The sequence below is a fragment of the Acinetobacter sp. YH01021 genome (assembly GCF_013420255.1).
Classification (GTDB): Bacteria; Pseudomonadota; Gammaproteobacteria; order Pseudomonadales; family Moraxellaceae; genus Acinetobacter.
In genome coordinates this window covers 183,572-208,746 of record NZ_VOYO01000001.1, presented here as the reverse complement: position 1 = coordinate 208,746, position 25,175 = coordinate 183,572, and the positions used below count along the sequence as shown (strand labels likewise).

Below are 25,175 nucleotides of genomic sequence, written 5' to 3'. Positions count from 1 at the left end.
TAGAATAGACAATTATGACTTACCACTATCACGATGAAAGTATTGTTAAATCCCTTCCGGAAAATACGGTTTTTGTTTTTGGCAGCAACTTGGCTGGACAGCATGGTGGTGGAGCAGCCAGAACGGCACTTGAGCATTTTGGTGCAGTCATGGGCGTGGGTCGTGGCTGGGCGGGTCAGAGCTATGCCATTCCCACCATGAACGAGCATTTGCAACAAATGCCGCTCTCACAAATCCAGCACTATATTGATGACTTTAAGATTTACACCAAAAATCATCCTAAAAATAAATATTTTATTACTTCCTTGGGTTGTGGGATCGCAGGTTATAAGGTCGAGGAAATTGCACCGATGTTTAAAGGCATCTCACGCAATGTCATTTTCCCGCAATCTTTCCGTCCATTTGTCGAAAAGCCCCTGCCAAAATTAAGCGCAAATTTCTTACACACCATATTCCGCGATTCCGTGATTTTAACTCCGGCCAGCGATGAATTGATTGAAGAACTGCCTTTGACCGAAAATGAAAAAAGCCTGGCGAGAATTATTTTAAATACCCAGATCTATCCGACCGACAGCAATGGGCGGGAACGTGTCTTTGAAATTGAAGATATCCTGCACAATCTGAATACCAAGCTAGTCGATTTTCAGAGCCATTCAGAAGGTACCATGTTATTTGGAGGCGTGATTTTAGCGCTACTGGAACTTTATAATATTAACGAGAAAGATTTTATTGATGTCTGGCAAGGTGAGCGAAAAATTGCGCCACCGAAACCGGAAAATAAAGCGCGTAAAAGCATTCGTTAGTGCTATCAAAATATCTTTCAAAAAAAGCCAAGGTTTGAATTGGCTTTTTTTATGGGCGGCTAAAATATCGAATATAAAATCAATCAGGTCTGGATTTTATTTTGATGGGTATTTACAGAGCTTAAATATTTCGTTTGCTTTATTAAGAATAAAATTGAAAGAGATTTGGCTAAATCAGAGTTCTAATTTCTCTTTAGTTGAAAGATAAATCAAATATTGATCGCTAACTCCCTAAAAAATTCTACAAAAAAAGCCATGATTTATCATAGTTTTTTGAGTCTGATCAATTAGCGTTTGCCCATTGAACGGCGAGTACCACGTGGTGGCATCCAAGTACGGTCAGCATAACGCTGCGGTCTTGGTCTTAAATCTTCCAGAACTTCTTCTGCAGCATTTTGCTCTGCTTGCTTGATCGGGAAAGGTAAATTAACCAAGGGCTTTTTTTTGGGAGGAGTTTGGGTGCTCATGTGATTCACTCAATAATATATGTAGCTATTGTACAAAAAAACTCAGTCGACTGGGTAGCAGGATCTTGGATAAATTCATATGCTCTTGTTTTGGAAAAATAAAAAATCATCCCATGATGATAAATGCTTGAATCAATGCAGCCTAAAATTTACCTAAACTCTCCTCTCTATCTTCCATGATAAAAATTCATAGGATTGAAATTTTAACGCTCTCAAGAGCAAATTTCCTTCATTTTTATACTTAAGCTATTAAGGTAAAAGTAATTATTTTTACACACTATACATTTCTTAAAACTCAAGAGATACAAACAAAAAATATACAGCAGTTACCAATATTAACCATCGATTAACTTTTGACCTGTTGTTCTATAACTGAATTTTTTAATGTAATTCACATAATTAGTTAACTAGAAAAACGAATAAACAAACTGGACATGGAGTTCCAAATCAATGAAAACATTGCTGGCATGTATGGCAGGCCTAGCCACTTTACCTATGGTCGCGCATGCAGATTCCCCTTATTTTAGCTTGCAAGATGGAGATGGCTTTAAGCGCTTTTCGGTATCAGTCGGTGCATTGCATGTGATGCCGCAAGGCAAGGCCCAACCATTTAAAGTGAATACTGCTGTCAAAGAAGGTGAAACATCACAAGTAGGTGATATCTCAATTGACTCTGTGAAAAATAATCTTGATCCAGACATGGACCCAAACCTTTCCTCTGTTTTTGTTAATATTCTCGATCGACTTGGTACAGAAACACTGCCCGCAACGCTCAGTGGACGAGCTGAAATTTATGGACTGGAAAGCTGGAATAATCCTGGTACTGGCCTGGAAGCAGATGATGTCACCACCTTAGGCATTATGACCAATTACTATTTTACCGATAATATTTCTTTTGAAATGAAAGCCGGCATTCCCCCCAAAGTAGACTTGCAAGGCAGTGGTAAAATTTATGCCCCTTTTTCTGCGCTTGCTACCCCAAGTTTAGGTTCGATCGATTTACCCGGCATTGAGTTAAAAAATGATATTCTCATTACTGATCTGGAAGCTTATGGGCCGGCCGCCTCTGCCCGCGCCTGGACACCTGCCTTTGAATTCCAGTATCACTTTGGTAAAACCGGAGTGAATAAATTCCGGCCTTATGTCGGCTTAGGTGTGATGTATGCCTATTTCAATGAACTGGAAATTAACTCACGTACTGAGCAGGACCTGATTGCTGCAGGACATATGATTGCCAATATCAAGGAAGGAAAAGCAGGTGCTTCTCTGGATGGCACGCCAAGTTCAGCCAACCCGAAAGTTGATCTGGAAGCATCCGATGCTTTCGCGCCTGTGGCCACGGTCGGCTTTAGCTATGACTTTAATGACACCTGGTTTGCAGTCGGTTCAGTATCTTATGCACATCTAAAAAATGACACGACAATTACGGTGACAGATGCAAATTTAGGTGAACTGATTCGCTCTAAAGCCGATATTGAAGTCAATCCGATTCTGGCCTATGCCGGGATCGGTATGCGTTTCTAAGCTCAATATCCGATTTTTAATTAAAACGGCTTCGGCCGTTTTTTTAGGCTTAATATATTGATAAAAAAATTTATCTTTTGATCAATATTTATTTAATAGCCTCTATTGCTTGAATCGAATACTATACATATCAACTTTATAGGCATGAATGACGTATGGCTGACAGTCAATTTTCCAAAGCTCTTATTTTTATGCTGATTGGCTCCGCCATAATTTTGGCACTGTCACTGGGTGTACGTCATGCCTTTGGTCTGTATCTGGTACCGATGAGCGAAGAGTTTGGCTGGGGTCATAATGTTTTTAGTCTGGCCATTGCCATGCAAAACCTGATCTGGGGTGCAGTTCAACCGATTACCGGGGCATTTGCTGATAAATATGGCAGCAAGATTGTGGTAGCTGTAGGCGGAGCCTTATATGCAATTGGTCTACTCTTGATGGCAGTTAGCTCGACCGGATTATTGCTTAATCTAAGTGTGGGTCTGATTCTGGGTCTCGCCCTGTCTGCCACCTCATTTCCGGTCTTATTGTCTGCGGTCGGGCGTGCCGCCCCACCAGAAAAGCGCAGTTTGGCAATGGGAATTGCCAGTGCGGCCGGGTCTTTTGGTCAGTTTATCATGCTGCCTTCAACCCTGCTGCTATTACAGAATGTTGGCTGGTCAGCGGCGCTGGTGGTCAGTGCCATTTTAATTGCACTGATTGTGCCATTGGCCTGGATGCTGAAAGCACCGATGTATGTTCATCCCAACGCGGCCGCTACCCCCAATAAAGTCTCACTCAATTTTAAACAGATTCTGGTGGTAGTGAAAAATCATAAACCGTTCTGGTTTCTAGCCATGGGCTTTTTTGTTTGTGGTTTTCAGGTCGTTTTTATTGGCATCCACCTGCCGGGCTATCTGATTGATCATGGCTTTAATGCCACAACCGGTACGATTTTCTTAGCCTTAGTGGGTCTGTTTAATGTGCTAGGCACCTATACCGCCGGCTGGCTCGGTGGAAAATATTCCAAACCGCATCTGCTAATGGGATTATATGCCTTGCGTGGAATTGCGATTATTGCCTTTCTCATGCTGCCTCTCAGCACATGGACAGTCTATAGCTTTGGTGTCATTATGGGACTACTCTGGTTATCGACCGTTCCGCTGACCAATGGTATTGTGGCGAATATGTTCGGGGTGAAATATCTGACCATGCTCAGTGGCATTGTGTTCTTTACCCATCAGGTTGGCTCGTTTTTCGGTGGCTGGCTCGGTGGAGTCAACCATGATTTGAGCGGCAATTATAATGCGGTGTGGATGCTATCAATTGTCCTCAGCATTTTGGGGGTACTGGTGCATTTCTGGGTCAATGAGGAGCAAATCGTCCATGACTGATTCTCTGCTGAAACTCAAACTTTCGATTGCTGTGGCAATCCTGCTTTTACTGGCTTTGTCGATTGGACTGTGGTTTCAGACCCCTGAGCTGTTTGAGTATTTTAATCAGGCTTTCTGCGCACACTAAACTGCTGAAATATCCTCAGCAGAAAATGCGCAATCCATCGCAGAATAAGTTAAATGTTTTAAAATCAATTGAATAATAAAAATATAATATTATTCATAAACTTATCATTTCTTTTGGTTTTATTTCAGTCCGGAATTTTCTTAGATTTTGATCAACAAGAAAATTCTGAGACTTGATAATGACCAGCTTAACCCAACTTTCACAAGCGATTCATGATGCTCCACGCTGGCATCAGCAAGATCAATTTCAACATCCGGCTGAAATCAAGATTGTACCGCAAACCGGTCAGGCCTTAGGCGCAGTGGTCTATGGCTTGGATGCCCGTAAAGCCCAATCATCCAAAACCATTTTAAAGTTAAAACAGGCGCTGGCCGAGCATCTGATTTTGATCTTTAAGCAGCAAAGTCTGGATGATTTACAGTATCTGGCGTTTTCAACTTATTTCGGTTCCATTTTCCGTCCCGGTGCAGATACACCGGTACTGGCTGCGCAGTCCGATAGCGGTGTTCCACCCGATGTCGTGCCGGTTTCCAATGCTGTTGGTCAGGGAGATTACACCGGGCATGGTGAACTGACTCCACATGCCGATCATCAATGGACGCCCCTACCTTCTTTTGGTTCCCTTCTGTATGCCATTGAACTGCCTCAGGACGGCGGACAGACCAGCTGGATCAATACCATTAAAGCTTATGATGCACTCGATGAAGCAACCAAGGTAGAGATCGATCAGCTGCAACTGATTACTTATAACCCTTTTGTGCGCCATCAAAAAACTAAAGATCAGGCTGTTGATCAAGGTTACGGTAATAGTCCGCTGTATCGCTTTAAAGATCAGCCCATATTAAGTCATGCCTATCCGCACCCACTGGTGCGGACCCATCCTGAATCTGGCCGTAAAGCGCTTTGGTTAAACACGCATACCGAGGTCGAGCTGGTCAATTATGATGATCAGGCTGGCAGTCAACTGATCGAAAAATTACGTGAGCATATTTCAAAACCTGAGTTCGCTTATGAACATCATTGGGAAGTGGGCGATATCGTGTTCTGGGACAATCAGGTGACTTTGCACTCACGCCGTCCATTCCCGGCGGATCAGCGCCGTTTATTGAAACGCATCAGTCTGGCCGGTAGCCGCCCATTTTAAAAACCAGAAAATCCGAATAATAAGAAAGGACATTACAACCTTCGATAATAATGACTCATATTTAAATCCTGTACCATTGAGACTTTGACCGCCTCAATGGTTTTTTATTTTTTCAAACAATCAACATCCTTGGTTCTGAATATAAATATGGAAGTAAATCCTTTAACAAAACAAAGTGCCTGTTTACTTTTCCTCACCTAATCTGCCTAGTGTATTTTCCTTTTTCTGCTTAGCGTATTAGAAAATCAGCAATAAACCTATGGAAAGAGGAAACGACAATGAATCAGCTTCAATTTTCAGATTGTGTTCAAACCTGTATGAACTGTTCCCTGGCATGCGCTAACTGTGCCAGTGCCTGTCTTAAAGAAGAAGATTTAGACATGATGCGGGAATGTATCCAGCGCTGTCTGGATTGTGCAGATATCTGTCAGCTGTGTGCCCGTATGGAACAAAAGCAGTCTCCATTCATGCATGAGATATGTGAACTTTGCGCCAAAGCATGTGACTACTGTGCAGAAGAATGTGGCAAGCACCAACATGAACATTGTCAGCAATGTGCCGAAGCATGCCGCCGCTGTGTTGAAGAATGCCGAAAAATGGCTGCTTAAAAATTCAATTTGATCAACTCGACTGACTTAATCAATTCCAATAAAAAAACCGCAAGTGAAGACTTGCGGTTTTTCTGTCTAAGTCAAATATCTCACTTAGAATAAACGGTTCATACCATTCAGTGTCGCTACACGATACGCTTCCGCCATAGTCGGATAGTTAAACGTGGTTTCTACAAAGTACTTGATCGTATTATTCGGGCTGTTCATGACCGCCTGACCAATATGGATAATTTCAGAGGCATTGTTACCGAAGCAATGTACACCCAAAACTTCTAGCGTTTCGCGATGGAACAGAATCTTTAATTCGCCCATAGTATCACCGGTAATCTGTGCACGTGCCAAATGACGGAATGATGCCTGACCGACTTCATACGGAATCTTTTCTTCAGTCAGCTGCTGTTCAGTCTTACCAATCGAAGAAATCTCAGGAATGGTATAAATCCCGGTTGGAATATCAGTCACCGGTGCAACGTCTTTCTCGCCGCTCATGTTGGCACCCGCGCAACGACCTTGGTCATAGGCAGCAGAGGCTAGCGAAGGCCAGCCGATCACATCACCGGCAGCATAGATATTTTCAACTTCAGTCTGATATTGATCATTCACAGTCAATTGACCACGGCTGTTCGGTTTCAGGCCAACATTTTCAAGACCTAGACCATCGGTATTGCCTGAACGGCCATTACACCACAAAATTGCATCAGCTTTGATTTTCTTGCCGCTTTGCGTGTGCATCACCACATGGTCATCAAATGTTTCTAAAAAGTCGATCTGTTCATTATGACGAATCAATACACCCTGTTCACGCAAGTGATAAGACAGTGCATCAGAGATTTCATCATCCAGATAGCTTAAAAGTTTGTGCTGGGTGTTGATCAGGTCAACTTTATGTCCCAGACCAATAAAGATCGAGGCATATTCACAACCGATTACACCTGCGCCATAAATAATGATTTTCTGGATGGAATAGTCCAGATCCAGAATTTTGTCTGAATCAAATACACGCGGATGATTAAAATCAAGAATGTCTGGACGATATGGACGCGAGCCGCTGGCAATGACCAGTTGCTTAAACATCAGCGTTTCTTTAATGCCATCTGGGTTAAATACAAAAATGGTATTTTGATCCTGAATGTAAGCACGACCATGATAAATATCAATTTTATTGCGGTCGTAGAAACGTGAATGTGTATCTACTTGTTGTTGAATAACTTTATGTGCGTGACGCAACACTTGCTTCATGGTGAACTGCTTCCAGTCCCCAACTTTTTGAAACAGTGGATCACGTTGATAACGGATAATACTGGATACTGTTTGACGCAATGCTTTACTTGGAATCGTACCGACATGGGTACAGTTACCACCCAGCTGTTCACGCATCTCAACGATTGCAACACGCTTACCAGATTTGGCAAGTTTCATTGCCGCGCCTTCGCCCGCAGGGCCCGAACCTAGAACTACCGCATCATATTTAACGAAAGTCCCACTAACGACCTCTTTTTTACGTGGCATTCAACGCTCCTCAAAATTAAAAAATTCACTTTAATCTACACTCTTATTATGACGTAAATCCTGTTGATTTGGTGTATTTAACTCACATATATTGCTTGATAAGAACATTTTTTAAATGAATACCCCTTTTTGCCCTATTTAGAACGAAGTCCGTTATAATAACTGCGCTATCTTTGAGTATCTCCCCCTTCAAAAACAGTGGAAAAGTTGAATATGTCTGAAAACCGTAAACCTGAACAGGGCGTCAAACTTCGCGGTGCGGAAAAAGTTGCCCGCATTCCTGTAAAAGTTGTTCCTACGGTTGAAACGCCACGTAAGCCGGACTGGATCCGGGTGAAAATGGCGGCACCTGAAGAAGTTCAACGTATTAAAACCACACTACGTCAGCAAAAATTACATACGGTGTGCGAAGAAGCCGCCTGTCCAAACCTGCCTGAATGTTTTGGTGGCGGTACTGCGACTTTCATGATTATGGGCGATATCTGTACCCGTCGTTGTCCGTTCTGTGATGTGGCTCATGGCCGTCCAAATGCACTCGATGCAGATGAACCGCGTCATATGGCAGAAACTATTGCCAATCTGGGTTTGAAATATGCAGTGATCACTTCGGTAGACCGTGATGATTTACTGGATGGCGGTGCACAGCATTTTGTCGATTGTATTAAAGAAGCGCGTGCTCTAAGCCCGAATACCCTGCTGGAAATTCTGGTGCCAGATTTCCGTGGTCGTATGGATATCGCGCTGCGCATCATGACTGAATGCCCGCCAGATGTGTTTAACCACAATATCGAAACAGTGCCACGTCTGTATAAAGCCATGCGTCCAGGTTCTGACTATCAGCACTCTTTAAACCTGCTGAAAATGTTTAAAGAATACTGCCCGGACGTACCAACTAAATGTGGTCTGATGGTCGGCATTGGTGAAACTGAAGAAGAAGTGCTTGCCCTGCTTGATGATCTGCATGCACATGGCGTAGATTATGTGACGATTGGTCAATATTTACAGCCTTCAAAAGAACATGCAGCGATTGATCGCTTTGTGACACCTGAAGAATTCGAACGTTATACCGAACATGGCCAAAAACTGGGCTTCCGCAATATCTGGGCAGCACCAATGGTTCGTTCAAGCTACTTTGCTGACCGCCAATATTACGGCGAACCAGTTCCAGCAGTGCGCCGTAAAGTGGATCCTGCCAAAAAAATTGCAGTTCAGGCCATTGAAGCTTAATCCTGTTTAAACCAATGAAATAAAAGCCCTCTCAAGTAGAGGGCTTTTTAATATCCATATTTAAAATTTTACTCAGCCTTAAACCCCATTTTTTATTTTAGATAAGATTAAGTCATTACTTATCTTCACATTTCTTTGCGCGTTCTCACTTGAAGACTGAGCATTTTTCAAACAATCTCAAAAATAGATGAAAGATTTAAAAATATCGTTGCAAGACTTGAAAACGATCATTCTCACACGTGCAATGCTGAACCTGTCCGATCCTCAAGCGACAAAAAAAATGAATGAACTGTGACAAAAATTCTATGAGATCTCGGCACAGGCAGCGTTGTATAAATCTGGAGAACTATAACAATGCTATTTATATTTGCTGTACTACTGCTATTACTTAGTTTATGGGCGGTTTTCTATTTTCAGCTCTCCCGTAGCGCGGGTGCAATTGCACTAATTGTCATGTCAGTAGTCTGTGCCTTTATTAGCCCATGGTCACTTATTCTCGGCATTCCGCTGATCCTGATTAGCCTTGTGGTGATGATCGACCCTTTACGTATGTCGTTCATTTCTAAACCGGCCTATAAAGCACTGGCCAATGCCATGCCGAGTATCAGCCCGACAGAACGTGAAGCATTGGACTCCGGAACCAGCTGGTGGGAAAAAGAACTGTTTATGGGTGCACCGAACTGGGAAACCTTTAACAGTTATCCCTATCCAAAGCTGTCGCTAGAAGAACAGGCCTTTCTGGACAATGAAGTTGAAACCTTGTGCAGCATGCTGGATGAATGGGAAATTCATGAGCAAAAAGCGCTACCTGATCATGTCTGGCAATATATTAAAGAACATGGTTTCTTAGGCCTGATTATTCCCAAAGAATACGGCGGTCGTGCCTTTAGCTCCTTTGCCCAAAGTCGGGTGATGAGCAAGATTGCTTCGCGTTCTCTGACCACAGCCGTGAGTTGTATGGTGCCGAATTCGCTCGGACCGGGTGAGCTGTTGCTGCATTACGGTACCGAAGAACAGAAAAACCGTTATCTGCCGGGTCTTGCACGAGGCGAAGAAATTCCCTGTTTCGGTTTGACCAGTCCGGAGGCCGGTTCGGATGCTGGTGCGATTCCTGATACGGGCGTGGTCTGCTATGGCCAGTTTGAAGGTCAGGAAGTCTTAGGCCTGAGAATGAATTTTTCCAAACGCTGGATTACGTTAGCTCCAATTGCGACAGTCGTAGGCTTGGCCTTTAAAATGTATGATCCGGATCATCTTTTGGGTGATCAGACTGAATATGGCATTACCTGTGCCCTGCTCCCTGCCAGTCATGAAGGCGTAATAGTGGGACCACGGCATAACCCCGGACCACCATTTATGAATGGTACGGTTGAAGGTAAAGATGTGTTTATTCCTCTGGACTGGATTATTGGTGGCGTCAAAAATGCCGGTAAAGGATGGCGCATGCTAATGGAATGTCTGGCGGTTGGTCGTGGTATTTCCCTACCAGCGCTGTCTACTTCTACTTCAGAAATGACTTATTTAAATGTGGGTGCTTTCTCTCGTATTCGTCAGCAATTCAAGATTTCAGTTGGTAAGTTTGAGGGTGTTCAGGAAGCCAATAGTGAAATCGCCAGTGACACCTATATGCTGGAAGCCTTCCGTTATCTGGTCACCTGTGGTCTGAATCAGGGTGGCAAGCCTGCCGTAATGACGGCGATTGCCAAATACTATGCAACTGAAGGCATGCGTAAAGTGGTCAATCACGGCATGGATGTGGTCGGTGGTCGTGCCATTCAGATGGGGCCGCGTAACTTTCTGGCACCTTACTATCAGGCAATTCCAGTCTCCATTACCGTCGAAGGCGCCAATATTCTCAGTCGTTCCTTGATGATTTTTGGACAGGGTTCAATGCGCTGCCATCCTTATCTATATGAAGAATTACAGCTCTTACAGGCAGAAGACTCGGCAGCGGCTCTAAATCCTTTTGATAACTTGCTGTTTAAGCATTTGGGTTACACCTTTAACCGGACTGCTCGCTCCTTTGCCTATGCCTTTACAGGTGGCTCAAGTGCTGCGCCGCAAAGTGCGGTTGATTTCACTCAGCCTTATTATAAGATCATTAATCGGCTGAGTGCCAACTTTGCTTTAACTGCGGATATGTGCCTAGGTTTACTCGCAGGGGATATCAAACGTAAGGAAATGCTTTCGGGTCGTCTGGCCGATATTCATGCACATCTGTTTATTGCTTCCTCAATTCTCAAATATTTTGAGCATAGCAAAAAGACTGAAGATGAGCGTTTACATGCACAGCTTGCGGTAGAAAAGTCTCTGTATACAGCGCAGGAAGCCTTTTATGACCTGTTTGCGAACTTCCCGGTGGGTATTGCTGCTGGCATGGTTAAGCTCATCTGTTTCCCATTTGGCCGACCTGTCGCGAAGCCATCTGACCGACTTAAACAGGAAGTCGCAAATGTCATGATGGAAGATAACGCTTTCCGGAAAGTACTGAAAAAGCATGTTTTCTATAGCACAGCGGAAGATGATGTGAATGGTCGTATGGAATCAACCTTCACCATGTTATTGGAAATTGAGCAGCTTTGGGATCGCTTTAAGAAAGCCGAAAACAAAGGTCAATTTAAAGGACTTAGTTTTGCTGATCATGTGGCTGATGCGCATGAACAAGGCTTTATTAATGAAGAAGAAGCGAATAAGTTGCTGCACTATAATGCACGTCGCTATGATAGCATGTTGACTGATGTCTTCGATCTGCATTTACAGGAAGTATTGGAACTTGAAAATCCTCATATTTCGAAAGCAGATGCAACAGGTACTGATACTTCAGTTCAAAGTGCACCTTCACATTCAACCAGTCCTTAGATAGATCTCTTATCTAAATCGGATCTTGCTTTCCAAAGTAAGGTTATTTCCTGATTTCACTTTGGAATATCACAAGTGGCTATTCAGCCACTTTTTTACGACTATTGCACGATGGTATTTAAGATATTAAACGTTAAGCTAGACCCATAATAAAATTGAGGGTCAATGATGTCACAACAAGATTATGAAAATGGCTTGAAAGTCCGTACTGAAGTGATGGGTGAAAGCTTTGTAAAACGTGCTCAGGACAATACGGTTCCTTTTACTCAGCCTTTGCAGGACTGGATTAATGAACATGCCTGGGGCTCAACCTGGCAACGTGAAGGGATTTTACCACGTAAATACCGTTCTTTAATTACCATTGCTTTTCTTACCGCGCAAAAAAGCCCAACTGAATTGAAAGGCCATGTTCGTGGCGCTTTGAATAATGGTGCAACAGTTGAAGAAATTCAGGAAGTGCTACTGCATAGTCTGCCTTACTGCGGTGCCCCTGCTACTCAGGAAGCCTTCCGTGCAGCGCTTGAAGTGATTCAGGAATATCAGGCAAATCAGCAGAATTAAGATTTACTTAGGCTATTGAGCTGCTTAATGAATAAATAAAGCCGGGAATTAAAATTCCCGGCTTTTTAAATTTTAAAATGATATATCTATAGCTATAACTTCTTTAACACTGTCTTTAATATTGTTTGAAAAGATTATCCTCTTAATTCAATTTGAGTACGTTGCTCCAAGCCTTGCACCGCAGCGGAGAAATCCAGCTGGCTGGCCTGTGGGTTGGAAATCTGCTGAAACTCCTGCTGAACCAAAGACATCACCGTTAAATCCAGTTGCTGTTGCTGCACCAGTTCCAAGGCAATACCAATATCTTTCTGCAATAAATCCAGCGCAAAGGTCTTGTGAAACTCACGGCTCAGTACACGCTGTGCCATGATATTTTCCGACATGCTGCTTTTACCACTGGAATGATTAATACAGTTTAGTGCACTGCTTAAATCAACGCCCTGCCCTTTCAGCACAGTCAGCCCTTCAGCCAATGCCCATAAGTGAGTCGCCATTAAGGTATTATTCACGGCTTTCACCGCAAAACCAGAACCGCTTTCTCCCACATATTCAATCAAACCTGCAAAGGCATCAATGATCGGCTTGACTTGTTCAAAGGCTTGTTCATTGCCTCCGACCATCACAGTTAAAGTGCCTTTTTCTGCGCCAACGGTTTGGCCAGAAACCGGTGCATCCAGATAAAAACTGCTTTGTTGCTCCAAGAGCTTCGCCAGTTTCTGTGCTGATTCCGGTACACCACTGGTACAGTCAATCCAGATTGCACCTTGTTTGGGTGGATGAGCTGCAATTAATGCTTCTACATACTGACTGGTCGGCAAGCAAGAAAAAATAAAATCTGCCTGAACCGCCTGTTCAATACCCACTGCCTGAGTCCTGAAACATTTCGCATGATCTAGCGCTTTCTGTTCAGTCCGGTTCCAGACCCACACTGGGTGTCCGAGTTTTGGCAAATGGGAAGCCATATGCCAGCCCATTGCCCCGAGTCCTAAAAATGCAACTGTATGACTCAAAAAATACTCCTCATATTAAGCGACTGGCTTAACCTCAACTTCTGTTGCGGTCGATGCAGATTCAGGCATTTCTTTATCTTCACCACGATTCAGGAACAGGTTCAACAGAATCGCAGCCAAAGTTGCAGTACCGATACCACCCAGATCAAAACCACCGATCTGCAAGCTATAGTTACCTGTACCCATGATCAGACACACAGCACCAATGATCAGTGTACTGTTCTTGGTGAAATCAACATGGTTGTCTACCCAAATTTTGGCACCCGCCACGGTAATCAACCCGAAGACCACAATCGATGCGCCACCTAATAAGGCCACTGGAATGGTACTGATCACCGCACCAAATTTAGGTGAAAGCCCCAATAAAATGGCGAAAATGCCGGCAAAGATAAACACAGTGGTTGCATACACTTTGGTCACTGCCATCACACCGATATTTTCAGCATAAGTCGTCATCCCGGTACCGCCGATAGAAGCGGATAATGAAGTACACACCCCATCTGCAAAGAAACCGCGGCCCATATACGGTGACAGATTTTTACCGGTCATCGCGGATACCGCTTTAAAATGCCCAAGATTTTCTGCGACCAGAATAATGGCCACCGGTGCAATCATCAGCATGGCATTCATTTCAAAGACTGGACTCTGGAAATTTGGCAGACCAAACCATGCCGCTTCACTGACTTTGCTGAAATCAATTGCAGGTCCGAAGCCCATAATATTAGTGAAAAGGAAATAAATCAGATAGGAAGATAACAAGCCCAATAACAATAACAGACGGCGTACCATTCCTCGAGTAAATACAGCAATCACACTGATACAGATAATGGTGATTAATGCCATCCAGGAATCAAACTGGTTCGCTGAAACACTCTTAATCGCGACTGGCGCCAGATTCAAACCGATGATCATCACGATCACGCCAGTCACTACAGGTGGCATCAGTTTTTCAATCCAGTTGGTGCCGGTTTTCATCACCAGCAGACCAATCAAGGCATAAACAATACCGCAAGCAATCGTACCGCCAAGCGCCAGTCCAAGATTTGGATTCGCGCCAACGCCGGAATAACCTGTTACTGCGACGACCGCACCAATAAACGCAAAGCTTGATCCCAGATAACTAGGCAATCGACCACCCGTGATCAGGAAAAATAAAATGGTACCAATACCGGTAATAAAAATCGTGAGATTGGGATCAAATCCCATTAAAAGCGGCGCCAGCACGGTTGCCCCAAACATCGCAAACACATGCTGTAACCCGAGAATAATACTTTTTCCAGCAGGCAGATATTCATCTGTTTGCACGGGTGTGGTATCGAGGTTGCCTTGGTAAGGCTTAAATTTTGGAAACCACATTTCTTTTTCTTGCATCGGCTTCCCCTCCTTGATTAGGATTGAATTGAATTAGCACATTTTGTGTGGCTCACAGTAAGAACGGTTGAAGTACATCAGCGCATTGCCTTGACTCTGGCACATGGCTTTCACCTCACAGAACAGCACGTCATGACTGCCTACGGATAAACATTGGACCACCTCGCAGTCAAAACTGACTAAGGCATCTTCAAGTACAGGCGACTGGGTCACCAAAGTTTTCCAGTTCCCCTGACTGAAACGCTCTGCCATTGGTGTTTTTCCACCAAACAGATTGGAAAGATGTTGTTGATGTGATGCCAGAGTATTCACACACAACACCTGATTCTTTTTAAAGGTTTCATAGACTGACGCAGAACGGTTCAGGCACACCAGTAACGTTGGTGATGTATCCGTCACGCTACATACGGCCGAAGCGGTAAATCCAGCCATTCCTGCATCGCCTTGCGTGGTAATGACATTCACTGCAGCACCTAGATTAGACATGCCCTGACGGAAAATCTGCTGATCGACTTGGGTAAACACTTCAGCTGAGTTTTCAGTCTTTACCACCTTATTTAATGCACTGTTCTCTGCAACCGCTTCTGTAATGATTTTAGACAATTTGGCATTCATGCTGTTCTCCTCCGCCCCAAGTCAGTTTTCAGTGACAGACTTAGGGCTGATATAGATGAAATTGAATCAGGTGGATCGGCTTATACATGGGCAATCGAGGCGATTTCGACCAGCGCATCCGGTTTTACCAAGCCAGTCTGTACGCAATATCGTGCCGGTTTATCTCCCGGGAAATACTCTGCATAAACGGTATTAATTGCTGCATAATCTGCCCAATCTTTGACAAACACATGATTGAAAGTGACGTCATCCATGCTGCCACCGGCTTCTTCAATCACACGCTTGATGGTTTCCAGAATATGACGGGTCTGGGCTGCCGCATCACCGACGTGCACCACGTTATTATTTTCATCAAAAGCCAACGTGCCTGACACATAGACAATATTGCCTGCCTTGGTTGCCGGTACAAACGGCGCTAACGGTTTTGAAGTTCCTGCTGGAATAATGACTTCTTTAGGCATACTGTTTTTTCCTTAATCCTAATCTTTAATTCTTTAGGCACTTTCAGCCAATTTAGTTTCATTTAGTGATTCACTTTCTTTTTGAAAGGCTTCTACAAAATTTGCGGTATTGGATACCCAGCCAAAGAAGGTCTTGATGTTGTACAAACTGGCTTCATGGGCCTCGACTGGCCCGGCCTGGTGGCAAGCATCCGCTAGCGCCACGCCGAAATATTCCAGAAAGAAACCATCACGCAGGGTCGATTCCACGCAGACATTGGTGGCAATTCCGACAAAAACCAGATTGCGAATGCCACGGACACGCAACATGCTGTCCAGTGCGGTATTAAAGAAACCGCTATAGCGAGGTTTTTCAATCACCAGATCTTGTGGCAGTGGCTGTAACTCATCAATCAATTCAAAGTCCCAGCCCCCTTTGGCCAGTAATTGCCCCTGTAATTCGGGACGTTTGCGCATGGTCTTTAAGGCATTGGATTTATGGAAATTTGGAGAATCCGTACCACCCGCTTCCTTATATTCTGCATCCCAGCCATTTTTAAAATAGATGACCTGAATACCGGCCGCATGCGCCGCATCAACTGCCTTTTTAATATTTTCTACCACCGGCTTGGTCTTTGAGACATCAAAACCCGCCAGATCCAGATAGCCGCCTTGCGAGGTATAAGCATTCTGCATATCAATGACGATCAAAGCTGTTTGTTCTGGTGCGAGACAAATCGCTTCGGGTTCAGCTTTAAGGATTTTTCCTGTGCCGAGTTTTTCAGTAAAACCGGCTGTTACCACTGATTCACTCATGCGCTTTTCTCCAGAACCGGTTCTGTACCTTCAATGACAATATGCTCACGGCATTTCATCAGTGGCTGGATTTTTTGACCGAAATCTTCAACCCCCTGAATAAAATCATCAAAAGTCAGTAACACACCCTCAGTGCCCTTGATCTCGCCAATTTCATCCAACATTCGTGCCACATTTTCATAAGAACCTACCAGCGTACCCATATTGATATTCACTGGAGATACGCTAGAAGCCATTTGCCGGATATTGGTATCTGTGCCCGAAGTGGTATCTTTTCCACCCTGATTCATCAGCCAATTAATCGCTTCCATATCGGCACCCTCGTTATAATGCTGCCATTTGGCTTGAGCTTCTTCGTCGGTTTCCGCTGCAATCACCATAAACAGCACATACGTCTGTACATCACGGCCAGTCACATCTGTTTTTTCTTTTAAGCGGTCATTAATTTCTGCATAAGCTGTTGGAGTATTCAGGCCTTTACCAAACACGAAGTTATAGTCTGCATATTGTGCAGAAAACTCTAAACCTGCATCAGATTGACCTGCACAGATAATCTTCATGTCGGCTTGTGGACGTGGGCTAACACGGCAATCTTCCATCTGGAAATGTTCGCCTTTAAAGTCTGATTTACCAGTCGCCCAAAGTTCACGCAGAATTTGTACATATTCAGACAGATATTCATAGCGTTTGCCAAAATAGTCATTACCTGGCCACATACCCATTTGGGTATATTCAGGTGGCTGCCAGCCAGTTACGACATTCAGACCAAAACGGCCATTTGAAATCGAATCAATGGTTGATGCCATGCGCGCGACAATTGCAGGTGGCATCACCAGAGTTGCGGCAGTTGCGAAAATTTTAATTTTGCTGGTGACAGCCGCAAGACCTGCCATCAGGGTAAACGTTTCCAGGTTATGTTCCCAGAATTCAGTCTTGCCGCCAAAGCCACGCAGCTTGATCATGGAAAGTGCGAAATCGAAACCATAGTGCTCAGCGCGCTGTACGATTTGTTTATTTAACTCAAAAGTCGGCATGTACTGCGGTGCATTTTCAGAGAGTAACCAGCCATTATTTCCGATTGGACAGAAGACACCTATTTTCATTTTCACACCTCATTATTTTTAACACTTATTCAAAATTCTGATTCCACTTCGGGAATTTTATTTACAAGATAAACATTGCAAAGCGTATGCCAACTATTTTTGTTTATTATTTATCATATACTTAATATTTTATTTTTTGAATCTTTAGTAAAATAACCATTTTTAACCATGAGTCAATTTTGAACATGCTGTTTCATTCAAGTGCACTCGTACCAATTTGTGCATTTGCAGTTCATGCATCAATTCGAAGTAAAAACCATGCTGATGCTACAAAAATTATTAATTAGAAATAATAAAAAACCAGACACTAGGTCTGGCTTTTAAAAAATCTTCAAACTAAGGGGAGATCAGGAATGAAAGGATCAATTGATTCACCTGATCCGTTTCGGTCACGGTAGATGCATGTGCACCTGTATCAAGCAAACTGAGGTGACTATGTGGCAGGCATTGTTGTAATTGCTGTGAACGTTGATAAGGCACCAGAAAATCATCTTGGTTAGCAAGCAAATGCACAGGAATATCCTTGAGTGCCTGACGATGTTCTGCGTTCAGTTTAAAAGCCTGCACGGCTTGTAGGCGTGCCAGAACATTTTGGATCGGTGGAAAGTCAAGGAGCTGCTTATTTTCTGATTCGGTTAACTGATCAATATGGGTTGAAATCCACTGTGGCGGATAAAGAAACAAAGCCTGTGCTCTCACATATGCCTCTGCCCCGCTATTGAGCAATAACGAAGTCCGGGCTTCGAAACACTTCTGAGTATGAGCATCCAGCTCTCCCCAAGCATTTAACATGGTCAGACTGAGCAGCTTAAACTTTCTTTCAGCCTGATAGGTCGCCAGTTGCATGCCGATATGTCCGCCCAATGCATGCCCGATGAAATGAAACTCTCGAATGCCATCATTGATCAATAAATCCAGAATCTGGCCGGCCATATGGTCGATCGAATAAGACGTGGGCAATAGCTCAGAATCTGAATGACAGCCTTCCTGATCATAAGTGACTACATGAAAATGCTGCTGTAAAACTCTAATTTGAGGATTCCAGAAACTGGCATGTCCGCCCAATCCGGACGAAAGCACCATATAAGGTGCATCTGCCTGTGCTGCAAGATGAATAGATAAAGACATATCACTCTCATATTTTAACTATGAGATGAACGCAGCAAGATATATGCCTGAATAGAAGTATTTTTGAACAATTGATAAAATTATAGCCAGTAGACATTAAAGCTAAAATAAAATTCCTGTACTTCAAAACGCACGTTATAACCAAGCTCAGTCAACTCTGCTGAGAGGCCACGGATTTCTTCTAGAGGCAGATGTTTAGGAAACACTGTCAGCACAGCGGTATTGCCTAGTCGGGCATTATCTTCAATCAGTTGAGCCAAGCGAGGCTTGTACATTTCAATATTTAAATTAGCCACGTTCGATAAAATTTTGGCCTGATCTGCAGTCATAAAACTCATTGTTCTTCACTCTTTTTGATTTTTATTCAATGAAGTTAAATGATTTAATTCACATAAAATATTTTTGTTTTGTATCTATAGTAAATAAATCGTGCATAAAAAAATCCCTCACATGGAGGGATTTTTTAGAAAAAATTACTGACCTGGTAAAGGAATATATTGTGAAGAACTGCTTTGCGTTTTACGTTCACTAATCACCACATCCAGTGTCATAGTTTTTCCAGCGCGTTCTACTTCAATCTGAACAGTACTGTTTGGGGCCTGTAAAGCGACAAAATTAATCAGATGTGAGGCAGAAGTAATCACTTCATTATTCACCTTGATGATTTTATCACCACGCTGGATGCCAGCTTTTGCTGCAGGTCCATTTTCCAGCACTTCAGCGACCACTACACCTGATTCTTTAGGTTGCAGTACATCATTACGTTCTGTCGGCAACAGACTGATACCCAGCCAGCCACGAACGACACGGCCATCTTTCAGGATTGCATTCATCACTTGCTGACAGATTTTAGCGGGAATCGCAAAACCAATCCCCAGTGAGCCACCTGTTTGGGAGAAGATTGCAGTATTCACACCAATTAAATTACCGGCGACATCAATCAATGCACCGCCCGAGTTACCCGGGTTAATCGCCGCATCGGTCTGCACAAAGTCTTCATAGGTATTGATGCCCAAGTCTGAACGTCCCGTTGCCGAGATAATCCCCTGCGTCACGGTTTGCCCAACACCAAAAGGATTACCAATAGCCAGAACCACATCACCGACTTCATTACCACTGAGTTTAAATGGCAGAACTGGCAATTGTGTCAGTTCAATCTTGATCACGGCCAGATCGGTATCCGGATCAGTTCCAACCACCTTGGCTTCAGCACGACGACCATCCTGCAAAGCCACTACAATCTGATCGGCCTGTGCAATCACGTGGTTATTGGTCAGGATATAACCGTCTGGACGTACAATTACACCCGAACCTAAACTGTTTTCATTCGGGCTTTGTCCATACTGGTCAGGCAACTGATCGCCAAAGAATTCACGAAATACCGGATCGGTCAGTAAAGGATGCGCCTGTTGCTTGACTTTTTGGGTAGTAAAAATATTCACAACAGCCGGTGCTGCCACTTTTACAGCAGCACTATAGGAGACCACGCCTCCTGAGCGCGACGTATCAATCAACGGCTCTACTTTTTCAGCAGGCATTTTGACGCCATCTGGCGCAACTGGTGCCTTTGGTTTTTGTAGTTGTTGCCACCCCAAAAAACCGATAATGACTAAAATCAGTAACACCCAGGGTAACCATGTAAAGGTGCGGCGCACGTTGCTATCCTCTAAAATATTTTAATTCGTTGATGACTAAGTAATTTGTGTCCTATTGTAATGCTAAATACATAACTAAACACAAAAAATTCCACAGAGATTTGTGCAGCTTTAGTTACAATTAAAGCTATAGATAAATATGGGCAAGTTTTTAAACTTACAGGAATTTTATGGCGAATTTGAACGATATTATTCAATGGTGTGACCAGACTTTGGTAGCACGTGAATTTAAGGACTATGCACCGAATGGCTTGCAGATTGAAGGCAAATCCGAGGTGAATAAAATCCTCTGTGCCGTGACCGCCTCCCAAAGTGCAATTGAAGCTGCAATTGAGCAAGGTGCAGATTTATTGCTGGTTCATCATGGTTATTTTTGGAAAGGTGAAGCTTATCCAATTACGGGAATGCGTGGTAAACGCATTAAAACCCTGATTCAAAATGATATTTCACTGGTTGGCTATCACCTACCTTTAGACAGTCATCCAACTCTGGGAAATAATGCTGCCATTGCGGATTTATTAGAACTCGAAAATATCGAACAGCTGGATCCGAGTGAAAAACGTCCGATTGGCAATATTGGCTATTTAAAACAGCCAATGAGTCCGGAAGATTTTAAAAATTATGTTTCAGAAAAGCTGGGCTTTGATGCGATTCATCTTCCTGCTGAAAAAACTCAAATCCATAAAGTCGGTTTCTGTACCGGTGGTGCGCAGGATTATATTCAAAAAGCGGCACTACAGAACTGTGATGCCTATATTTCGGGCGAAGTGTCTGAACGGACCTTTTATGAAGCTCAGGAACTGAATGTGCATTATTATGCTTGTGGCCATCATGCGACTGAAAAATACGGTGTGCAACGCCTTGGCAAGGCTATTTCAGAACAGTTTAATATTGAGTATGATTATTTCGAATTAAACAATCCGATTTAATTCGACTGACGGTTATGATCAGTGGCTTTATTCATATATTTTCAGGCTTTATTCTGTATTGTTATTTATACACGATGCCCATTTCTGCCCGATTATCTATTACAATAAAGCCACTTATTGTTAAAACCCAGCAAAATGCAAGGAATTGAGAACATGACAACCATTACTTTACCAGCATTACCTTACGGCTACGAAGATCTTGCTCCACACATCAGCAAGGAAACTTTAGAATACCATCACGACAAACACCACAATACGTATGTGGTTAACCTGAATAACCTGATCGCTGGTACTGAGCTTGAAGGCAAAACTCTAGAAGAAATTATTACAGCAACTGCTGGTGATGCTTCTAAAGCAGGTGTTTTCAATAACGCAGCTCAAGTTTGGAACCACACGTTCTACTGGAACTGTATGGCTAAAAACGGTGGCGGTAAAGCAACTGGTACTTTGGCTGCAAAAATTGACGAAGCTTTCGGTTCTTATGAAAAATTTGCTGAAGAATTTGCTGCTGCTGCAACTACTCAGTTTGGTTCAGGTTGGGCTTGGTTAGTGGCTGACGAAGTAAACGGTCAGCTTTCTATCATGAAAACTTCAAATGCTGATACGCCAATGGCGCACGGTAAAATTGCAGTGTTGACGATTGACGTTTGGGAACACGCTTACTACATCGATTTCCGTAATGCTCGTCCTAAGTACATCTCTACTTTCCTAGAAAGCCTAGTAAACTGGGATTATGCAAATGCGAAATATGCAGGTCAGCCTGCAGGTGTTGAGAAATAATTTTTTATTTCTTTGCTAAAAAAATCACCCACTTCGGGTGATTTTTTTATTTTTAGGCTCTAAATGAATATTTATGAAGCAAACAATTCATTTCTTTACATTAATTGATTGACGACCTGGTTATTCATCCCTAAAATGCCGATCAGATTCTCCAATAGCTCAGTCGGTAGAGCGACGGACTGTTAATCCGCAGGTCCCTGGTTCGAGCCCAGGTTGGAGAGCCATATATTCTTCCATAGCTCAGTCGGTAGAGCGACGGACTGTTAATCCGCAGGTCCCTGGTTCGAGCCCAGGTGGAAGAGCCAAGATTCTAAAAAACCCACTCATTGCGAAGTGGGTTTTTTTATAGCTGTATTTTTTAAATTGAGATCATATTGATTTATATGCGCGATCAACCGCTCATTTCTTATGATCCAGATCACTTATCAAAATTCAGGCTGATCGCGATTTTGCTGTTAGGACCGGTTTACATAAACATAACAGTTTAAACTACAAACCTTTTCGACTATTTTTAAAACACTTGATTCAATTTCTTCAGCTTTTTTCTAAAAGTGCCTTGACCCCTTTTCAAATCTCTCTATAATCGCTGTCAGATTCTCCAATAGCTCAGTCGGTAGAGCGACGGACTGTTAATCCGCAGGTCCCTGGTTCGAGCCCAGGTTGGAGAGCCAATCTATTCTCCCATAGCTCAGTCGGTAGAGCGACGGACTGTTAATCCGCAGGTCCCTGGTTCGAGCCCAGGTGGGAGAGCCAAGATTCTGAAGAAACCCACTCATTGCGAAGTGGGTTTTTTTATTCTCCCCTTTTGTGATCTGTGTTTAATTTGAGTCAGTTTATATTTTTTGTGATTGGCTGCCTGGCAACTTTTGCATTAGTTTGCCTGCTCTTCCCACATCTCTTCACCCGTCAAAAGAAATTCTATCCGAAGCGCGTCATTACTGCTTTTGAAAGCAGGATGTTTACACGTCTGAAAGATGCCTTTCCTCATCATCACATTCTGGCACAAGTCGCGTTTAGCGCTTTGATCACGCACGATCAGATGAAAATGCGGAATCAATTTAATCGCAAAGTCACAGACTTCGTGGTACTTGATCGTGAATATAATGTAGTGGCGATTGTCGAACTGGATGATCCGAGCCATATTGGCAAAGAGCAGGAAGATGCTGAACGCGATGCCATGCTGATTGCAGCAGGCTATACCGTGATTCGATACACCCAGATTCCGACTATCAGACAACTGCAAAGGGATTTAAAATAAATTAAGCTGCAATTTCGATATTTCTCGCTGCAGCTTGAATTGGATTAATCAAAGCCTCCTGCTCCGCTTTTAATTTCTCGGCAGCTTTTCATGCTTCAAAACTAACCTATCCTCGTCCAGTTTAGCGTCTCATCACAAGCATTCTCAGTTAAACCTGCCTTTCTGCAGGATTAGGGTGATAAAGTTTAAATTATCGCTCTATAATCCTTTCGAAAACAAAATATAAGTCAGATGACCTGATTGGCCTGTTCCATTTCTGGCCATCATCACCTTGCTTATTTTTGGCGTTGTTTTTTTATTCAGTGATCGTTTATTTATGCAAAATTCTATTCGTATTGGTATCGCGGGTTACGGTAATCTTGGCCGCGGTGTTGAAACTGCCATCCAGAAAAATCCTGATATGCAGCTTGTCGGTATTTTTACTCGCCGCTCACCAAGCAGCGTCTCTCCTTGCTTTGCAGAAACTCAAGTGTATAGCATGGATGCACTATTAAATGAGTTTAGCGATAAAATTGATGTGCTGATTCTTTGTGGCGGCTCTAAAGATGACTTGCCACAACAGGCGCCTATCTTTGCAAGTAAATTCAATACTGTAGATAGTTTTGATACGCATGCACGTATTCCGGAATACTATGCTGCAGTCGATGCACCCGCCCTTGCTAACAAAAAAACAGCCATGATTTCTATTGGCTGGGATCCTGGCATGTTCTCGATTAACCGTTTATTTGGTGAAGCGCTATTACCAGATGGCGAAACTTATACTTTTTGGGGTAAAGGCTTAAGCCAAGGCCATTCGGATGCGATCCGCCGTGTACCTGGGGTGAAAGCTGGTGTTCAATATACCATTCCATCCACTGATGCTATTGAACAAGTCCGCAGTGGCGCACGACCTGAGTTAAGCACCAAAGATAAACATCATCGTGACTGTTATGTGGTCTTGGAACAAGGAGCTGATGCAGCAACAGTTGAACAAACCATCGTCAGCATGCCTGATTATTTTGCAGATTATAATACGACTGTGAATTTTATCAGTGAGGAAACTTTACTGAAAGATCACCAAGATATGCCACATGGCGGTTTTGTCATTCGTAGTGGTAATACCAGTGATGCACAAAAACAGGTGATTGAGTTTTCTTTAAAGCTGAATAGCAATCCAGAGTTTACTGCAAGTGTTCTAGTGGCTTATGCCCGTGCCTGCTACCGTCTGAATCAAACTCAGCAATATGGTGCCAAAACAGCCCTAGATGTAGCACCTGCCCTACTTTCAATTAAATCTTCAGAACAATTGCGCAAAGAATTGCTTTAAGATGATTTAAATATAGCCACCGATCGGATGATGGGTGGCTATATTTTTCCATTCTAGAATACGGCTTGCCTAATTACTAAGTATCGAATATCTACAGTCAAATCATCGTTTGCAGAAACCCATGCAACTATCTACCACACAGACATTTGCAGTATTAGACAAGTGCAAAGGGATTCTAGATAGATTAAGGTGCTGTTGCACTACTTTCAGACGCAGCTTGAGTTGAATCTGCCTTAACATCCTGCTCTGCTTTGAGCTTTTCCGCAGCTTCTCGTGCTTCAATACGCGCAATCATATCTGCCTGCTGCTGCTTGTATTTTTCCTGATTTTTAGCATCACTATTCACTGCAAGAAATGCCATACTAATTAAAAATACCGGAATACAAAGTGCAAGCGTACCGAAGATCAATAGCTTTTTGACACTGCGGGGCTGTGGCTGCTCGGACATAACAAACCTGCTTTAATTTCGTCATTTAATTACACTGCCCAATATAACAAAATAAAGTCATAGCTCAAGCCTTATAGATTAGGCAATAACAAAAGCATCCTTATAGGACGCTTT

25 protein-coding genes and 4 tRNA genes are annotated in these 25,175 nt (G+C 43.2%); 17 read left to right on the top strand and 12 right to left on the bottom strand.

The features are described 5' to 3' along the window. The first annotated feature begins 14 nt into the window (after window positions 1-14). Window positions 15-803 (top strand): hypothetical protein, encoded by a 789-nt coding sequence (locus tag FTT86_RS00990; RefSeq protein WP_086043986.1) that lies wholly within the window; start codon window positions 15-17, stop codon window positions 801-803. Between the two features lie 287 nt (window positions 804-1,090). On the opposite strand, the gene FTT86_RS00985 is transcribed toward FTT86_RS00990, so the two are convergent. After that, window positions 1,091-1,270: a hypothetical protein gene (locus FTT86_RS00985; protein WP_004646507.1), complete on the bottom strand. Its 180-nt coding sequence runs from the start codon at window positions 1,268-1,270 to the stop codon at window positions 1,091-1,093. A gap of 450 nt (window positions 1,271-1,720) precedes the next feature. Between FTT86_RS00985 and FTT86_RS00980 the strand changes: the two genes are divergently transcribed. From FTT86_RS00980 to FTT86_RS00965, 5 genes are all read left to right on the top strand, one after another. Continuing rightward, window positions 1,721-2,794 (top strand): OmpW family protein, encoded by a 1,074-nt coding sequence (locus FTT86_RS00980; RefSeq protein ID WP_148334393.1) that lies wholly within the window; start codon window positions 1,721-1,723, stop codon window positions 2,792-2,794. A gap of 155 nt (window positions 2,795-2,949) precedes the next feature. Beyond that, window positions 2,950-4,164, top strand: coding sequence for an MFS transporter (locus FTT86_RS00975; RefSeq protein WP_086043987.1), 1,215 nt, complete (start codon window positions 2,950-2,952; stop codon window positions 4,162-4,164). Continuing rightward, entirely contained in the window at window positions 4,157-4,291 is a 135-nt protein-coding gene (locus FTT86_RS16005) for a hypothetical protein (protein WP_005107399.1), read from the top strand. Before FTT86_RS00975 ends, FTT86_RS16005 begins: the two co-directional genes overlap by 8 nt. Before the next feature lie 178 nt (window positions 4,292-4,469). Continuing rightward, the gene (locus FTT86_RS00970) at window positions 4,470-5,435 is read left to right on the top strand and encodes a TauD/TfdA family dioxygenase (RefSeq protein WP_086043988.1); all 966 of its coding nucleotides are present in this window, start codon (window positions 4,470-4,472) and stop codon (window positions 5,433-5,435) included. Window positions 5,436-5,713: 278 nt separating this feature from the next. Continuing rightward, entirely contained in the window at window positions 5,714-6,043 is a 330-nt protein-coding gene (locus FTT86_RS00965; RefSeq protein ID WP_071851891.1) for a four-helix bundle copper-binding protein, read from the top strand. 96 nt (window positions 6,044-6,139) lie between these two features. Here FTT86_RS00965 and sthA read toward each other — a convergent pair whose 3' ends face one another. Beyond that, entirely contained in the window at window positions 6,140-7,555 is a 1,416-nt protein-coding gene (gene sthA / locus FTT86_RS00960; RefSeq protein WP_004646501.1) for a Si-specific NAD(P)(+) transhydrogenase, read from the bottom strand. 213 nt (window positions 7,556-7,768) lie between these two features. Between sthA and lipA the strand changes: the two genes are divergently transcribed. The 3 genes from lipA (at window position 7,769) to FTT86_RS00945 (ending at window position 12,202) form a co-directional block, all read left to right on the top strand. After that, window positions 7,769-8,782 carry a lipoyl synthase gene (gene lipA / locus FTT86_RS00955; protein ID WP_005246834.1) on the top strand — a complete coding sequence of 338 codons (1,014 nt, stop codon included), beginning with the start codon at window positions 7,769-7,771 and terminating at the stop codon, window positions 8,780-8,782. A gap of 354 nt (window positions 8,783-9,136) precedes the next feature. Next, window positions 9,137-11,641, top strand: coding sequence for an acyl-CoA dehydrogenase (locus tag FTT86_RS00950; protein WP_071851889.1), 2,505 nt, complete (start codon window positions 9,137-9,139; stop codon window positions 11,639-11,641). Window positions 11,642-11,809: 168 nt separating this feature from the next. Next, on the top strand, window positions 11,810-12,202 hold the full coding sequence (locus FTT86_RS00945) for a carboxymuconolactone decarboxylase family protein (protein WP_071851887.1): 393 nt from the start codon (window positions 11,810-11,812) through the stop codon (window positions 12,200-12,202). A 134-nt stretch (window positions 12,203-12,336) separates the two neighbouring features. Here the strand turns inward: FTT86_RS00945 and FTT86_RS00940 are convergent, their stop codons facing one another. From FTT86_RS00940 to FTT86_RS00900, 9 genes are all read right to left on the bottom strand, one after another. After that, entirely contained in the window at window positions 12,337-13,176 is an 840-nt protein-coding gene (locus FTT86_RS00940) for an NAD(P)-dependent oxidoreductase (protein WP_373886096.1), read from the bottom strand. A 51-nt stretch (window positions 13,177-13,227) separates the two neighbouring features. Beyond that, complete coding sequence (gene rutG, locus FTT86_RS00935; RefSeq protein WP_180180402.1) at window positions 13,228-14,583, bottom strand: pyrimidine utilization transport protein G; 1,356 nt, start codon at window positions 14,581-14,583, stop codon at window positions 13,228-13,230. Window positions 14,584-14,616: 33 nt separating this feature from the next. Continuing rightward, a complete protein-coding gene (gene rutF / locus FTT86_RS00930) occupies window positions 14,617-15,135 on the bottom strand; it encodes an NADH-dependent FMN reductase RutF (protein ID WP_373886095.1) in 519 nt (172 codons plus the stop codon). Between the two features lie 143 nt (window positions 15,136-15,278). Continuing rightward, window positions 15,279-15,659, bottom strand: coding sequence for a pyrimidine utilization protein C (gene rutC, locus FTT86_RS00925; RefSeq protein WP_180180400.1), 381 nt, complete (start codon window positions 15,657-15,659; stop codon window positions 15,279-15,281). 33 nt (window positions 15,660-15,692) lie between these two features. Continuing rightward, complete coding sequence (gene rutB, locus FTT86_RS00920; protein WP_180180399.1) at window positions 15,693-16,454, bottom strand: pyrimidine utilization protein B; 762 nt, start codon at window positions 16,452-16,454, stop codon at window positions 15,693-15,695. Continuing rightward, entirely contained in the window at window positions 16,451-17,557 is a 1,107-nt protein-coding gene (gene rutA / locus FTT86_RS00915; protein ID WP_180180398.1) for a pyrimidine utilization protein A, read from the bottom strand. The genes rutB and rutA overlap by 4 nt, the downstream gene beginning before the upstream one ends. Before the next feature lie 336 nt (window positions 17,558-17,893). Continuing rightward, complete coding sequence (rutD, locus tag FTT86_RS00910) at window positions 17,894-18,685, bottom strand: pyrimidine utilization protein D (RefSeq protein WP_071851881.1); 792 nt, start codon at window positions 18,683-18,685, stop codon at window positions 17,894-17,896. A gap of 80 nt (window positions 18,686-18,765) precedes the next feature. Continuing rightward, window positions 18,766-19,023: a hypothetical protein gene (locus FTT86_RS00905; RefSeq protein WP_071851879.1), complete on the bottom strand. Its 258-nt coding sequence runs from the start codon at window positions 19,021-19,023 to the stop codon at window positions 18,766-18,768. A 135-nt stretch (window positions 19,024-19,158) separates the two neighbouring features. Next, window positions 19,159-20,340: a trypsin-like peptidase domain-containing protein gene (locus tag FTT86_RS00900; protein WP_180180397.1), complete on the bottom strand. Its 1,182-nt coding sequence runs from the start codon at window positions 20,338-20,340 to the stop codon at window positions 19,159-19,161. Between the two features lie 170 nt (window positions 20,341-20,510). On the opposite strand from FTT86_RS00900, the gene FTT86_RS00895 reads away from it, so the two are divergent. The 8 genes from FTT86_RS00895 (at window position 20,511) to FTT86_RS00860 (ending at window position 24,613) form a co-directional block, all read left to right on the top strand. Continuing rightward, window positions 20,511-21,269, top strand: a complete 759-nt coding sequence (locus FTT86_RS00895) for a Nif3-like dinuclear metal center hexameric protein (RefSeq protein WP_180180396.1) — start codon at window positions 20,511-20,513, stop codon at window positions 21,267-21,269. A 153-nt stretch (window positions 21,270-21,422) separates the two neighbouring features. After that, window positions 21,423-22,049: a superoxide dismutase gene (locus tag FTT86_RS00890; RefSeq protein WP_004646486.1), complete on the top strand. Its 627-nt coding sequence runs from the start codon at window positions 21,423-21,425 to the stop codon at window positions 22,047-22,049. Between the two features lie 148 nt (window positions 22,050-22,197). Next, window positions 22,198-22,273, top strand: a tRNA-Asn gene (locus tag FTT86_RS00885). 5 nt (window positions 22,274-22,278) lie between these two features. After that, window positions 22,279-22,354: transfer RNA gene (locus tag FTT86_RS00880), tRNA-Asn, on the top strand. A 290-nt stretch (window positions 22,355-22,644) separates the two neighbouring features. Continuing rightward, window positions 22,645-22,720: transfer RNA gene (locus FTT86_RS00875), tRNA-Asn, on the top strand. Between the two features lie 6 nt (window positions 22,721-22,726). Continuing rightward, window positions 22,727-22,802 (top strand) — tRNA-Asn (locus tag FTT86_RS00870). A 61-nt stretch (window positions 22,803-22,863) separates the two neighbouring features. Next, window positions 22,864-23,307: a DUF2726 domain-containing protein gene (locus FTT86_RS00865; RefSeq protein WP_004279650.1), complete on the top strand. Its 444-nt coding sequence runs from the start codon at window positions 22,864-22,866 to the stop codon at window positions 23,305-23,307. Between the two features lie 316 nt (window positions 23,308-23,623). Then, complete coding sequence (locus FTT86_RS00860) at window positions 23,624-24,613, top strand: diaminopimelate dehydrogenase (protein WP_004279649.1); 990 nt, start codon at window positions 23,624-23,626, stop codon at window positions 24,611-24,613. A gap of 184 nt (window positions 24,614-24,797) precedes the next feature. Here the strand turns inward: FTT86_RS00860 and FTT86_RS00855 are convergent, their stop codons facing one another. Further along, a complete protein-coding gene (locus FTT86_RS00855) occupies window positions 24,798-25,061 on the bottom strand; it encodes a hypothetical protein (RefSeq protein WP_005107416.1) in 264 nt (87 codons plus the stop codon). Window positions 25,062-25,175: the final 114 nt, after the last annotated feature.

What these genes read in the sequence shown, in the direction of transcription:
- rutB (WP_180180399.1), bottom strand. Translation starts at nt 16,454, where the DNA reads ATGAGTGAATCAGTGGTAACAGCCGGTTTTACTGAAAAACTCGGCACA.
- FTT86_RS00950 (WP_071851889.1), top strand. Translation starts at nt 9,137, where the DNA reads ATGCTATTTATATTTGCTGTACTACTGCTATTACTTAGTTTATGGGCG.
- FTT86_RS00905 (WP_071851879.1), bottom strand. Translation starts at nt 19,023, where the DNA reads ATGAGTTTTATGACTGCAGATCAGGCCAAAATTTTATCGAACGTGGCT.
- FTT86_RS00855 (WP_005107416.1), bottom strand. Translation starts at nt 25,061, where the DNA reads ATGTCCGAGCAGCCACAGCCCCGCAGTGTCAAAAAGCTATTGATCTTC.
- FTT86_RS00965 (WP_071851891.1), top strand. Translation starts at nt 5,714, where the DNA reads ATGAATCAGCTTCAATTTTCAGATTGTGTTCAAACCTGTATGAACTGT.
- FTT86_RS00980 (WP_148334393.1), top strand. Translation starts at nt 1,721, where the DNA reads ATGAAAACATTGCTGGCATGTATGGCAGGCCTAGCCACTTTACCTATG.
- rutC (WP_180180400.1), bottom strand. Translation starts at nt 15,659, where the DNA reads ATGCCTAAAGAAGTCATTATTCCAGCAGGAACTTCAAAACCGTTAGCG.
- FTT86_RS16005 (WP_005107399.1), top strand. Translation starts at nt 4,157, where the DNA reads ATGACTGATTCTCTGCTGAAACTCAAACTTTCGATTGCTGTGGCAATC.
- FTT86_RS00990 (WP_086043986.1), top strand. Translation starts at nt 15, where the DNA reads ATGACTTACCACTATCACGATGAAAGTATTGTTAAATCCCTTCCGGAA.
- FTT86_RS00940 (WP_373886096.1), bottom strand. Translation starts at nt 13,176, where the DNA reads ATGGGCTGGCATATGGCTTCCCATTTGCCAAAACTCGGACACCCAGTG.
- FTT86_RS00860 (WP_004279649.1), top strand. Translation starts at nt 23,624, where the DNA reads ATGCAAAATTCTATTCGTATTGGTATCGCGGGTTACGGTAATCTTGGC.
- rutD (WP_071851881.1), bottom strand. Translation starts at nt 18,685, where the DNA reads ATGTCTTTATCTATTCATCTTGCAGCACAGGCAGATGCACCTTATATG.
- lipA (WP_005246834.1), top strand. Translation starts at nt 7,769, where the DNA reads ATGTCTGAAAACCGTAAACCTGAACAGGGCGTCAAACTTCGCGGTGCG.
- sthA (WP_004646501.1), bottom strand. Translation starts at nt 7,555, where the DNA reads ATGCCACGTAAAAAAGAGGTCGTTAGTGGGACTTTCGTTAAATATGAT.
- FTT86_RS00970 (WP_086043988.1), top strand. Translation starts at nt 4,470, where the DNA reads ATGACCAGCTTAACCCAACTTTCACAAGCGATTCATGATGCTCCACGC.
- FTT86_RS00890 (WP_004646486.1), top strand. Translation starts at nt 21,423, where the DNA reads ATGACAACCATTACTTTACCAGCATTACCTTACGGCTACGAAGATCTT.
- rutA (WP_180180398.1), bottom strand. Translation starts at nt 17,557, where the DNA reads ATGAAAATAGGTGTCTTCTGTCCAATCGGAAATAATGGCTGGTTACTC.
- FTT86_RS00945 (WP_071851887.1), top strand. Translation starts at nt 11,810, where the DNA reads ATGTCACAACAAGATTATGAAAATGGCTTGAAAGTCCGTACTGAAGTG.
- FTT86_RS00985 (WP_004646507.1), bottom strand. Translation starts at nt 1,270, where the DNA reads ATGAGCACCCAAACTCCTCCCAAAAAAAAGCCCTTGGTTAATTTACCT.
- FTT86_RS00895 (WP_180180396.1), top strand. Translation starts at nt 20,511, where the DNA reads ATGGCGAATTTGAACGATATTATTCAATGGTGTGACCAGACTTTGGTA.
- FTT86_RS00975 (WP_086043987.1), top strand. Translation starts at nt 2,950, where the DNA reads ATGGCTGACAGTCAATTTTCCAAAGCTCTTATTTTTATGCTGATTGGC.
- rutG (WP_180180402.1), bottom strand. Translation starts at nt 14,583, where the DNA reads ATGCAAGAAAAAGAAATGTGGTTTCCAAAATTTAAGCCTTACCAAGGC.